Source organism: Bacillus cereus group sp. N21, assembly GCF_016483395.1.
Classification (GTDB): Bacteria; Bacillota; Bacilli; order Bacillales; family Bacillaceae_G; genus Bacillus_A; species Bacillus_A pseudomycoides.
In genome coordinates this window covers 140,871-153,582 of record NZ_JAEHBX010000006.1, presented here as the reverse complement: position 1 = coordinate 153,582, position 12,712 = coordinate 140,871, and the positions used below count along the sequence as shown (strand labels likewise).

The window sequence follows — 12,712 nt, the reverse complement described above, 5'->3', positions numbered from 1 at the left end:
CCATAGAAAAAATCCCCTCCATAGTAAACAGATTAATGTGCTTTCTTTTTACTGTCTACTATAAGGGGATCATATCATATTGAAGGTAGCTTTCTTTATTTTTCGTTTGGAATGTAAAATATTTGTCAAATTTCTCATGGAGCACACAAATGGTTATTGTTATACTAGAATCTACGGAAAAAATGATTATGGGAAATGAGGAGTTTATTCAGTATGGAATGGCGTAATATATATCGTGGTTTTTGTATGGGAGTTAGTGATTTAATTCCTGGTGTAAGCGGCGGGACAATTGCTGTTGTACTAGGGATTTATGAAAGATTGCTTGCGGCAATTAGCGGATTCTTTAGTCGTGAATGGAAAAAACATTTAGGCTTTTTAATTCCGCTTGCTGCTGGTGTGGCGGTGGCACTTTTAACATTAAGTCATGTGATTAAGTATTTGCTGGAATATCATTATGAGCCAACACAGTTTTTCTTCCTTGGTTTAATTTTAAGTATTCTACCAATGTTAATGAAGGAAGCGAATGCAAAGGAAACATTTAAAGCAGGACATATTGTTATACTAATCGTTGCAGCGGCTCTTGTAGCTGTAACAGCATTCTTTAAGCCAGATAAAGCGGCAGATCCAATTACTACGTTAACAATTTTAAATACAATTGGGCTATTTTTGGCAGGATGGATGGCGAGTATGGCTATGCTACTTCCAGGGATTAGCGGATCATTTATTTTATTAATCATTGGTGTATATCCAACAGCGATTAATGCATTAACAACATTAAACCTACCGCTAATTGCAGTCATTGGTGCAGGTGTTATGGTTGGATTTGTGGTGAGTAGTAAAGGGATTAGCTACTTATTAGCACATTTTAAAAGTGCAACATTCGCTGCAATTATTGGGCTTGTCATCGGATCGATTGCAGTAGTGTTTCCTGGGATTCCAGCCGGTGGTATGTCGATTGTAAGTTCTATTATTACGTTTATTTTAGGGTTTGCGATTGTATCGTATTTTAGTAAGAAAAAGTGATTGAGAGATAGCTCTCAATCACTTTTTTTGTTATTTGTATTTATTTTTTTTGTATTTTTTACCAAGAATATACGAAAGCGATCGTTTTGGTGAAAAAGTTACTTGAGCTTACTTTTCTGCTTTATCTTGCCTCTTAACATTTGGTAGGAAAGTAAACCACCTGTAAAAGTACAATTCATGACGGGCTACTTTACTTTATTTGGGGGTGTCAAATATGAAAGTGTCAATATTTATCACTTGTGTTGCAGATGTTTTTTATCCAGAAGTAGGAAAAGATGTCGTGGAAATTCTTGAAGATTTAGGGTGTGAAGTTGATTTCCCTAAAGACCAAACCTGCTGCGGACAGCCTGCTTATAATAGCGGTTATCATAAAGAAACAAAAACAGCTGCAAAACATATGATTAAAGCTTTTGCTAATTCGGAATATGTTGTAGCGCCATCAGGATCTTGCGCTATGATGGTTCACGAGTTTTCTAGTTTATTTTCTGAAAGTGAAGCAGAGTGGAAGAAAAAAGCTACTGAACTTGCAAATAAAACATATGAATTCACACAGTTTCTTGTTGAAGTATTAGGGAAAGAAGACTTAGGTGCGGAGCTTCATAAAAAAGCAACGGTTCATACATCTTGCCATATGAGCCGATTAATGGGGATTAAGGAACCGCCGCAAAAATTATTAAAATGTGTAAAGGGACTGGAAGTTGTTTCGTTACCACATAATTATGATTGCTGTGGATTTGGGGGCACATTCTCAGTGGAAATGCCAGAAATCTCTGAGCAAATGGTCGATGAAAAAGTAAAGCATATTATGGAAACCGGTGCAGAACTGTTAATCGGGATGGATTGTAGCTGCTTAATGAATATAAAAGGACGTTTAACACGCAATGGTTATCCAATTGATGTAAAGCATATTGCTCAAGTATTAAATGAAGATCGAAAATAAGAGGGGGGATATAAAGATGGGAATGAAAATTGGGAATGATCCTTTTCATAAGCGTGCTGAAACAGGTATAGGGGATCAATTCATGAGACAGGCTGTCAGGAAAGCGCAAGATGGTCTTAGAGGCAAGAAATTAAAAGCTACTGAGAGTCTTGGGAATTGGGAGGAATGGCGAGCTTTAGAGGAAGAAATTCGAAAGCATACATTAGAAAACCTTGATTATTATTTGTATCAACTGAGTGAAAATATTGAGAAAAATGGTGGTTTTGTTTATTTTGCAAAGACTGCAGAAGACGCAAGGGAATATGTAAAAGGGATTGTAAAAAAGAAAAACGCGAAAAAAATTGTGAAATCAAAATCTATGGTAACGGAAGAGATTAGTTTAAATGAAGCGATTGAAGAGGCTGGAGGAGAAGTGTTAGAAACGGACCTTGCCGAATTTATTCTGCAAGTGAACGACCACGATCCTCCATCACATATTGTTGTTCCGTGTCTTCATAAGGATAAAGAACACATTTGTGAAATATTTAAAACAAAGTTAGATTATACTGGAACATCTGATCCTACGGAAATGGCGAGGTTTGTAAGGGATTATTTGCGTGATGATTTTTTTACAGCGGATGTAGGGGTGACAGGATGTAACTTTGCTGTTGCAGAGTCTGGGTCTATTTCTATCGTGGCAAACGAAGGGAATGCAAGACTTACCACGACGCTTCCGAAAACGTTAATTACAGTTATGGGAATGGAACGTATTGTTCCAACATGGGAAGAGCTTGATGTATTAGTAACACTTCTATGCCGAAGTTCTGTAGGACAAAAGTTAACAAGTTATATTACAGGGTTAACCGAGCCCGGTGGGACAGACGGACCTGAGGAATTTCATTTAGTCATTGTTGATAATGGTCGTTCTAATATTTTAGGAACAGAATTTCAAAGTATCCTTCAGTGCATTCGCTGTGCAGCATGTATTAATGTATGTCCCATATATCGGCATATCGGTGAACATGCGTATGGCTCCATTTATCCAGGACCGATTGGAGCTGTGTTGACACCACTTTTAGGAGGATATGATGAATATAAAGATTTACCTTATGCATCTAGCCTTTGTGGAGCTTGTACAGAAGCGTGTCCAGTGAAAATACCGTTACACGATTTATTAATTAAACATCGCCGCCACATTGTAGAAGAAGCGAAACAATCACCTGTGGCTTGGAACGTTGCTATGAAAGGTTTTGAAAAAGCGGTGAATAGCTCCAGATTATTTTCTCTTGCTGCAAAGACCGCTCCGTATGCATTAAAGCCTCTTACAAAAGGGGACAAGATCGAGCGTGGAATCGGTCCGTTAAAAGCTTGGACGGATGCGAGAGATTTTCCAGTTCCAGAAAAACAACCGTTTAGAGATTGGTTTAAAAAACGTGAAAAGGAGAACGATAATGGCCATCCAAAATCGTGAGGAATTTTTATTCCAATTATCAGAAAAGCTTGGCAGAAAACGTCCGGAAGCAGTAAAAAAACCGAACTGGTCTTTTTCTCCGCAGTGGACTGTTTTTGACGGATTAACACAAGATGAACTTGTATTGAAATTAATAGAGCAATGCGAGGTAATCCATACACAAGTTAAGCGAACAACAAAGGCCAGGCTTGTTGAAACATTACAATCTTTTCTCACAGAATGGAATATTCAATCTGCTGTGTATTCTAATGATGAACGGTTTGAGGAATATGGCCTCAGTCAATTTTTAAGCAATGAAGGTACAATGCATTTTCGTAAGTGGGGCTTAGATCATAAAGAAGAGAACATAGAATTTGCGAAAGCTGCTGACATTGGCATTACGTTCAGTGATATCGCTCTTGCTGAATCAGGAACCGTTGTTCTATTTAATGATGGATTAAAAGGAAGGCACGTTAGTCTTCTTCCTAAGTCATATATTGCAATTGTTCCTAAAAATACGATTGTGCCAAGGTTAACCCAGGCTACAAAAGTCATTCACCATCAAAATAAAGCGGGAGACAAATTGCCAGCTTGTGTGAATTTCGTTTCTGGTCCGTCAAATAGTGCAGATATTGAAATGAATCTCGTCGTAGGTGTACATGGGCCAATCAGAACAGCGTATATTATTGTGGATGATCAATAAGGATTTACGTCTCCTTACCAAATAATGAGTTAAAAGATTTGACTTGATCTTTGTATATTGCGTATAAGATATGCCAATTGTGAGGGATTCTATTTTGTAATCCAACAGCGATGGGAATTACTTTCCATCGTTTTTTTGTTTCTTTAGGCCGGGAGCTCCTTCATTGTGACAAAGTGTTTTTGATAGTATAATGAAATGAGTATGTGATGAAGAAATTCATCATAAGTAGCTGAGGTGAAGAAACATGCAAAGAGTAACAAACTGTGTGTTAATCAAAGATAATGAAGTTCTCCTATTACAAAAACCTCGTCGGAACTGGTGGGTTGCACCGGGCGGGAAAATGGAACGCGGTGAAACAGTAAGAGATTCCGTTGTTCGCGAATATCGTGAAGAAACAGGTATTTATTTAAAGAACCCAGCGTTAAAGGGGGTCTTCACTTTTGTCATTCAAGAAGGTGATAAAGTTGTTTCTGAATGGATGATGTTCTCCTTTTTAGCGACAGATTTTGCAGGAGAAAACAAATTGGAAAGCGAAGAAGGCATCATTGGCTGGCATACATTTGATAAAATTGATGAGTTAGCAATGGCACCAGGAGATTATCACATTATTGATTATTTAATTAAAGGAAATGGAATAATCTACGGTACGTTTGTATATACACCAGATTTTGAATTACTTTCATATCGATTGGATCCGAGCTAAACCGTCAAGGAGGGGATACAATGACAGCGAATAATGATATTAAAATGGTAATTATTACAGGAATGTCCGGTGCAGGAAAAACAGTAGCCTTACAAAGTTTTGAAGATTTAGGATATTTTTGTGTAGATAACTTACCACCGATGTTATTGCCGAAGTTTGTTGAACTTATGGCAGACTCGAAAGGGAAAATGAATAAAGTGGCACTTGGTATTGATTTACGTGGCCGCGAATTTTTTGAACATTTATGGGGAGCGCTTGATGATTTATCAGAACGCACTTGGATCATTCCTCATATTTTATTTTTAGATGCGAAAGATAGCACGCTTGTAACGCGTTACAAAGAAACGAGACGTTCGCATCCGCTTGCGCCGACTGGTTTGCCGTTAAAAGGGATTGAGGCAGAGCGTGATTTATTAACAGACATGAAGGCAAGAGCTAATATTGTACTCGATACGTCTGAGTTAAAACCGAAAGAATTGCGCGAGAAAATTGTTCATCTGTTTTCAACAGAAAATGAGCAAGCGTTTCGTGTAAATGTGATGTCATTTGGATTTAAGTACGGTATTCCGATTGATGCTGATTTAGTATTTGATGTTCGTTTTTTACCAAATCCATATTATATTCCACAGATGAAGCCTTTAACAGGACTGGATGAAGAAGTTTCGTCATATGTGCTCAAATTTAATGAAACACATAAATTTTTAGAAAAGCTGACGGATCTCATTACTTTCATGCTTCCTCATTATAAAAGAGAAGGTAAGAGTCAACTTGTAATTGCAATTGGATGTACAGGTGGGCAACATCGTTCTGTTACGCTTGCAGAATACCTTGGAAAACATTTGAAACCAGAATATATCGTTCATGTATCTCATCGTGATGTGGAGAAGAGAAAGGGCCATTAGGGGATGAAAAAAGAGAGAAAACCTAAAATTGTCATCATGGGAGGAGGAACTGGACTATCTGTTTTATTAAGAGGATTGAAGAAATATCCTGTTGATATTACAGCGGTTGTTACAGTAGCTGATGATGGTGGCAGTTCAGGTAGATTGCGTGATGAGTTAGAAATTCCACCACCAGGCGACATTCGTAACGTACTTGTTGCGTTATCAGATGTAGAGCCGCTTGTGGAAGCTTTATTTCAACATCGTTTTACATCCGGAGAAGGTTTAACGGGTCATGCATTAGGTAATTTATTGCTAGCAGGGATGACGTCGATTACAGGAGACTTTTTCCATGCCATTACAGAAACGAGTAAAGTGTTAAATGTAAGAGGGCGTGTTTTACCAGCGGCCAACCAAAGTGTTGTGCTTCATGCAGAACTGGAAGATGGGCAAATTGTAACAGGTGAATCGAAAATTCCGTACTTTGGGAAAAAGATTAATCGCGTGTTTTTAACACCGGGTGATGTAGAACCACTGTCTGAGACATTGATGGAGATTCAGCGGGCTGATTTGCTTGTTTTTGGTCCTGGTAGTTTGTATACAAGTATCTTACCGAATTTAATCGTGAAAAAAATCGGGGACGCTGTTCTTACTGCAAAGGCGAAAAAGGTATATGTATGTAATGTCATGACACAAGCCGGTGAAACGATGGGGTATACAGCATTTGATCATGTGCAAGCTTTGCATGATCATCTTGGAGCACCTTTCATCGATACAGCGATTGTAAATAATCATGATATTCCTGCTGAATTACGTAAACTGTATGCAAAAGAGCTGTCTGAACCTGTTGTGGTTGATGAAGATCGTTTTGCTGAAAGTAAGATTCGTTTAATTCAAGATGAATTAGCAAAGTATGATGATCAAGTTGTAAGACATGATACATTAAAACTAGCTTCTATTTTATATTCGTTGTTATAAGCATGCGTTATCTCTTTATGAGATAACGCTACTCATTCATATAGGACAAAATTGTTGTTCCCAAATATCGTATAAGGAGGTGGGGCTGTGTCATTTGCATCAGAAACAAAGAAAGAGCTGACAAAGCTTGAGATGAAGGAGTGCTGTGAGAAAGCGGAGTTATCAGCATTGCTTCGAATGAACGGATCACTTTCTTTTTCAAACCGTCGTCTTTCGATTGATATTCAAACAGAAAATGCAGCAATTGCCAGAAGAATTTACACATTGCTGAAAAAAGGATATGACGTAACGGTAGAATTACTTGTTCGTAAAAAGATGCGACTTAAGAAAAATAATGTATATATCGTTCGGCTTGTTGAAAAATCACGTGAAATATTAGCAGATTTGCATATTGTAAGAGAAGACTTTTCATTTATTCGCAATATCTCACAGGAATTGATTGAAAAGAAATGCTGTAAACGATCGTATTTAAGAGGTGCATTTTTAGCAGGTGGTTCAGTAAATAACCCAGAAACATCATCTTATCATTTAGAGGTCTTTTCGCTATACAAGGAACATAATGATTCTATATGTGAACTGATGAACGGATTTGATTTAAATAGTAAGACGTTGGAAAGGCGTAAAGGGTATATTACGTATTTAAAAGAAGCGGAGAAAATTACGGAGTTCTTAAACATTATTGGTGCACATAATGCGTTGTTAAGATTTGAAGATATTCGTATTGTTCGTGATATGCGTAATTCGGTCAATCGTTTAGTGAATTGCGAAACAGCTAATTTAAATAAAACAATTGGTGCTGCTTTAAGGCAAATCGAAAATATTCGTTACATTGATGAGACGGTGGGACTGGATGTCTTGCCAGATAAACTGCGCGAGATTGCACAATTACGTATTAATTATCAAGATGTAACATTGAAAGAATTAGGCGAGATGGTATCTGGGGGAAAAATCAGTAAATCAGGTATCAATCATCGCTTGCGTAAAATCGATGAAATTGCAGAGAAATTACGCGCGGGGGAACCGGTAGCAAAAAAATAACGGTAAAGGGGAGAAATGGAGCTATGGTTCAAAAACAGGTTGAGGTTGCATTAAAAAACGGCTTGCAAGCACGTCCGGCTGCGTTGTTTGTACAAGAGGCGAATCGTTTTCATGCTGATATTTTCATTGAGAAAGATGGTAAAACAGTCAATGCGAAGAGCATAATGGGAATTATGAGCTTAGCGATTGGATTTGGCAGTAACGTAACGATTATAACAGAAGGGTCAGATGCAGAAGCTGCTTTAGAAGCGTTGGCTGCTTATGTGCAAAATAAACAGTAAAAGCTATCGCATGTAGCGATAGCTTTTTTACTGTGAATGGTCGATATGTTGTGTTGAATCGTCAATGAGTTTACTTTATCATTCTCATATAAATTATGAAAGAATCCGTTTTTCTCCTTGGAGCTCACGAATTGGTTGAATGTTTTGTGTGAATTCGACAGTTCCTATATATTTTCCATCTGCATTTCGCACTGCGAAGTAACGAATATATACATATTTATCTTGAAATTGAATCCAAAAATCTTCGCAATCTTTTTTTCCAGATTTGAAATCTTCTAAGAGCTTTTCAACGACATGAACGCTTTTTGGTGGATGACAGTTTTGCACTGTTCGACCAATGACAGCTTTCGTACGAGCAAAGATTCGTTCTTTTCCATGAGAGAAGTAACGCACAACATCATTTTCATCAATGAATGTAATATCAACAGGTAAGTGATTTAACATTAGTTCTAACTGTTTTAAAGATAATATACCTGTTTCAAAACGAATCAGGCCTTCGGATAGGGCTTCTTCTTTGATCATATTTCTTTCTGGTTTCCATGTACTTGTAGGACTTGTTAAGCAGTAGCCAATTTCATCACTTTCATGAGCGATTTTTAGCCATTCATCTTCTGTAAGAGTTTGAAGGGCCATCGGAAATAAAATATTTTCTTCTTTAAAAATCATTTCAGTTACGTCATGGATGACGAAGGAAACGCTGTCTAAGGCTGATTTTTTATCTTGATTATAATTTACTAATTTTTGTTTTGCTTCTTTAATAGCAGCACGAATTCTGTCATCAACGCCCCACATAACTTGAGTTGGTCCATAAATGCCGTATTTCTCTAGATAAGGGAAAAGTAGATTTTCTTTCCGGCTATAATGTTTATCAACATCGATTAATAAATTTAAGTCTTCTATTAGTTTATAAATATTTTCTTCGCTATCTTCTTTTTCAAAACGTTCATAGTGAAGTTGAAGTTTGAAATTCACAAGTAGATCGATTTCTTTGTTTTCCATTTTAAATGTATGAATGGGATGGCCTGGTTGCTCTTCTTGTTTATTAGATTGATGAATTTCTTCAATGGATCCTTTAAAAACAGCTGTATGAACGGAGCATAAGCGTTGGACTTCTTCAACTGGAATTCCTTCTTCTTCCATAAGTGCCTGTTCGAGCTTTGAAATTTCTGCTACGGTAATATTTCCGATCGCTTCTTGAAACTGAGCTGTTACATCTTCAATATTTTTTCCGTTATGAAGATCTTTAATAATCGTCTTTAAGATTGCTTGGCGTTCAGCGTTATTTATATCTTCTTGTTCCCTGTTATTAATGATTTCGCTCATAAGGATTCTCCTCTACTCGTTAATGTGAAATCCACTATTTTTAAAACTTTCCTTTACTGTATCAAGTGAAATTCCTTTCATTCGGCATCCGTTTGGAATTGTCATTATACGGCCGGCTGTTTGAAGCATATTAGGTTTCGTTATATTTTCAAAGCCAAGATCTTTTAAAAGAGGGATGATCTCAGGGTATTGGGTAGTTAAATCATAAACAGTTTGATGAAAATCAATTAACTTTGTCATTATTCTCACCTCGAAAACAAATGATAGTAATTTTCAATTACAATGTAACATAAAGGTAGGGATAGAATTGTGAGTCAAATCACACATTCTTTCTTTTTAACAAGTTTGTCACTTTTGCTTTTATCTTACTATTCTCAATTAGTAACATTGCGATATTAAGATTTAAAGGGAAAAAGGAAGTTAGAGCAGAGTGCACAGTCTTGTAAAAAGCCTCCACTGATGGGAGTATCACTAATGAAAGGGTGATGACTTCGAATAGAATATCGATTTAGGACAGCTTGGGATCAGATTATATAATTTCATTTTCCAACTTGTTTAGATCGATAAGGAAATGACCATCTCCATCCGTAGCAATTAGTTCATTTTTTCTTAAGTAAGTAATGGTTCGGCTCATAGTTTCTCTTGATGTTCCAATCATGTTGGCGAGCTCTCGGTTCGTAAAATGGGTTGTTATTTTATATTTTTCATCTATCTGTACACCATTTGACTTACATAGGCGTAGCAGTAGCATAATAATTCTCGCATATGTGTCATGAAGAATTTGTTCTTCTAATCTATTTTGAAGATCTACGATTTTCTCTCCAAGAACTCTAAATAATTTAATACATAATTCAGGGTACTTAATTAAAATCATCTCAAAATCAACGATAGGAATGACAATTAATTGGGCATCTTCAAGAATTTCAGCATGAGCAGGAAATGAACCTTTTCGAAAGAAGCCAGAGTGAGGAAACATTTCTCCATCTTGAAGTATAGAAACAATTTGTTCTTTGCCAGATGTATCTGTTTTTTGAATTTTCACTTTGCCAGAGTGAATAAAAAATACTCGGTCAAGTGTATCACCCTGCATAAATACAAATGATTTTGCTTTATACATTCGCATTCGTGAAATTTCCACAATGGGTTGAATTTCTTCTTCTGAAAGTTCTTTAAAGAGGGAAACGCCCTGTAAGTGTTTTTTTATTATTTCTGACATGTATTCATCACTCCTAACATCATCCAAAAGATAGTGCTTTTCTTATTAATGTATCCTAAATAGAAAAATGAAGCAGTGATAAAAATCATACTTTTGGTGAAGGTGAGATGAATTTCAAAAACAAAATTGGAACTTGTAAGATTTGTGAAAAATAAGAGAGGAAGATGGAGGTATACGCTTTTCATGAATGCAGATGTCGGCCTGTTAATGCGGGATAAAACGGGATTAATTGAAAAGAGGTCGTTATTCCTCTTTTCAATTATCCTGTTTTATTCTTATTTAAGCTTGTGCAATTGCACGTGGAAATAAAACGTTATTTTCTAAATGTATATGCTCGAATAAATCAGATTCAAGAGCTTCAAGTCGTTGATAGACAAGACGATAAGTGCCACAAGCGCCTACTGGGAGAGTAAAGTCATTTGTAACTTTACGAAGTTCTTTAATAATATCACCAGCGTGGTTGTGTTCATTTTCTAATTCATCTACTACTTTGCGTAATTTCATATAATTTTCATCAGTTGGATTTTGTTCAAATGCTAAAATCAAAGGGAAATCTTCTGTTTCTTCTTTAATTAAATGTTGCTCTAATTCTGTTTTTAATTCATGGAATAGCTTATGAATTTGAGCTAAATGTGGTTGTCCTGTTCCATGAACGCGTAATACTTTTGTTACGTAGGGGCTTAACAACGGTAATTCTTCATTCAAATAGCGATGATGTTTATTCACAATATAATCGATTAATTCACTATACGAAGCTGTTTTCCAATCAATTTCAGATTCGTTTAATTGTTTTGTTTCATGATAGAGCGTATTTAACTTTGTTAAAATTTCTTCTGAGGATAAATTTCTTTCATTAATAGCATCGATAATGGGTCTATTACCACCACAGCAAAAATCTATTCTATATGATTTGAAAAGGTCACTTGCCTTTGGGAATTGTGTAACAATATCACCAATAACGGAATCTTCGGTAAAAATATGTTTCATATGAATACCTCCATAAAGTTTAAATGTTTGATCTGGGTTAAGAATATCGATAATTTAGCGTTCATGTGGTGATATAAATCACTTATAATGAGTGAATTTTATCATTAGTGATTTTTATATAAATTTAAAATTGCAAAGAAAAAATAATGCAGTGATTTTACTCACAGTATCCTTTTTGAACATGGCTTATCTTTAATGAAAGAGGATATAGGGAATCTATTTTATATAAATATTGATCTCGATCCTTTTGTTTGATTCAGTAGCAAAGCATTATAAAAACATTTGAAATATTTTTGTATGTAGCACGTATGACATTATTGATCAAAACTTTGGGGGAGAGTGTCGAAAGAATGAAGTTAATTATTCCAAAGCAGCATGGAGCATGGGGAATGTTACTTATTCCATTTATTTTGGGCGTTTTAATTGGTAAAGGGACGTTGTACCATATTCCGCTTTTTTTTGCATGGTTATTCGTATACTTAGCTACGTATCCTTTACTAATGTATGTAAAGCAACCAAGGAAGAAGTATTACCTATATTATTTCTTTCTTTATTTTAGTGTGGCCTGTGTGTTCGCGATTGTTGCTCTTATATATGAATGGCGTATTTTATTGTTCTCCATTGTTATGCTTCCATGCTTTTTCATAAATATTTATTATTCACATCAAAAAAACGAACGAGCTTTGTTAAATGATATATTTGCTATTATTTTGTTTTGTATAGGTGGAATAATTAGTTATTATTTCACAATGAAAACAGTTGATGAGAAAGCATGTGTAATTGTAGTGATATCATTTTTATATTTTATGGGAAGTACGTTTTATGTAAAGTCGATGATTCGTGAGAAAAAGAATCCAACGTATCGTTGGGTTTCGTGGGGTTACCATTCTTTACTCGTGATTATTACTTTAATTGTATCACCGTGGTTTAGCATTATCTTTATACCAAGTTTAGTACGATCCATAATATTTTATGGTAGAAATATTTCAATTTTAAAATTGGGTATTTTAGAGATTGTAAATTCGATTTACTTTTTTATTACAGTAATGTTGTTAGCCAAAGCCTTACTGTAATAATTTCTCGTAATTATTACAGTAAATTTGTGATGGTTCAGTAATATTTTGATAAGGAAACTGATTCAAATAGCTTTTTTACATTTCATATATATTATCCTGCTATTTACGGGTAGTAATTGATTATGATTTGAATG

General features: G+C 35.7%; 14 protein-coding genes. 10 read left to right on the top strand and 4 right to left on the bottom strand.

The annotated features are described in order from the left end of the window. Positions 1-213 precede the first annotated feature (213 nt). The 9 genes from JDS96_RS05795 to JDS96_RS05755 all read left to right on the top strand — a co-directional run bounded on the left by JDS96_RS05795 (position 214) and on the right by JDS96_RS05755 (position 7,976). Positions 214-1,023, top strand: a complete 810-nt coding sequence (locus tag JDS96_RS05795) for a DUF368 domain-containing protein (RefSeq protein ID WP_033797428.1) — start codon at positions 214-216, stop codon at positions 1,021-1,023. A gap of 214 nt (positions 1,024-1,237) precedes the next feature. Next, a complete protein-coding gene (locus JDS96_RS05790; protein WP_199666356.1) occupies positions 1,238-1,963 on the top strand; it encodes a (Fe-S)-binding protein in 726 nt (241 codons plus the stop codon). 16 nt (positions 1,964-1,979) lie between these two features. Continuing rightward, on the top strand, positions 1,980-3,413 hold the full coding sequence (locus JDS96_RS05785) for a LutB/LldF family L-lactate oxidation iron-sulfur protein (RefSeq protein ID WP_199666355.1): 1,434 nt from the start codon (positions 1,980-1,982) through the stop codon (positions 3,411-3,413). Beyond that, the gene (locus tag JDS96_RS05780; protein ID WP_199666354.1) at positions 3,394-4,095 is read left to right on the top strand and encodes a LutC/YkgG family protein; all 702 of its coding nucleotides are present in this window, start codon (positions 3,394-3,396) and stop codon (positions 4,093-4,095) included. Before JDS96_RS05785 ends, JDS96_RS05780 begins: the two co-directional genes overlap by 20 nt. Positions 4,096-4,339: 244 nt before the next feature. After that, on the top strand, positions 4,340-4,798 hold the full coding sequence (locus tag JDS96_RS05775; protein ID WP_001190078.1) for an NUDIX hydrolase: 459 nt from the start codon (positions 4,340-4,342) through the stop codon (positions 4,796-4,798). 20 nt (positions 4,799-4,818) lie between these two features. After that, complete coding sequence (gene rapZ / locus JDS96_RS05770; protein WP_003201889.1) at positions 4,819-5,700, top strand: RNase adapter RapZ; 882 nt, start codon at positions 4,819-4,821, stop codon at positions 5,698-5,700. Between the two features lie 3 nt (positions 5,701-5,703). Further along, entirely contained in the window at positions 5,704-6,657 is a 954-nt protein-coding gene (locus JDS96_RS05765) for a gluconeogenesis factor YvcK family protein (RefSeq protein ID WP_003201891.1), read from the top strand. 87 nt (positions 6,658-6,744) lie between these two features. Beyond that, on the top strand, positions 6,745-7,695 hold the full coding sequence (gene whiA / locus JDS96_RS05760; RefSeq protein WP_003201892.1) for a DNA-binding protein WhiA: 951 nt from the start codon (positions 6,745-6,747) through the stop codon (positions 7,693-7,695). Between the two features lie 23 nt (positions 7,696-7,718). Beyond that, complete coding sequence (locus JDS96_RS05755) at positions 7,719-7,976, top strand: HPr family phosphocarrier protein (protein ID WP_199666353.1); 258 nt, start codon at positions 7,719-7,721, stop codon at positions 7,974-7,976. Between the two features lie 93 nt (positions 7,977-8,069). Here the strand turns inward: JDS96_RS05755 and JDS96_RS05750 are convergent, their stop codons facing one another. The 4 genes from JDS96_RS05750 to ric all read right to left on the bottom strand — a co-directional run bounded on the left by JDS96_RS05750 (position 8,070) and on the right by ric (position 11,502). Next, positions 8,070-9,299: a DUF438 domain-containing protein gene (locus JDS96_RS05750; RefSeq protein ID WP_199666352.1), complete on the bottom strand. Its 1,230-nt coding sequence runs from the start codon at positions 9,297-9,299 to the stop codon at positions 8,070-8,072. A gap of 12 nt (positions 9,300-9,311) precedes the next feature. Continuing rightward, entirely contained in the window at positions 9,312-9,539 is a 228-nt protein-coding gene (locus JDS96_RS05745) for a DUF1858 domain-containing protein (protein WP_199666351.1), read from the bottom strand. Positions 9,540-9,828: 289 nt separating this feature from the next. After that, positions 9,829-10,515 (bottom strand): Crp/Fnr family transcriptional regulator, encoded by a 687-nt coding sequence (locus JDS96_RS05740; RefSeq protein ID WP_003201900.1) that lies wholly within the window; start codon positions 10,513-10,515, stop codon positions 9,829-9,831. 279 nt (positions 10,516-10,794) lie between these two features. Continuing rightward, on the bottom strand, positions 10,795-11,502 hold the full coding sequence (gene ric / locus JDS96_RS05735) for an iron-sulfur cluster repair di-iron protein (protein ID WP_199666350.1): 708 nt from the start codon (positions 11,500-11,502) through the stop codon (positions 10,795-10,797). Between the two features lie 350 nt (positions 11,503-11,852). On the opposite strand from ric, the gene JDS96_RS05730 reads away from it, so the two are divergent. Next, positions 11,853-12,575, top strand: coding sequence for a YwiC-like family protein (locus tag JDS96_RS05730; protein ID WP_199666349.1), 723 nt, complete (start codon positions 11,853-11,855; stop codon positions 12,573-12,575). Positions 12,576-12,712 lie beyond the last annotated feature (137 nt).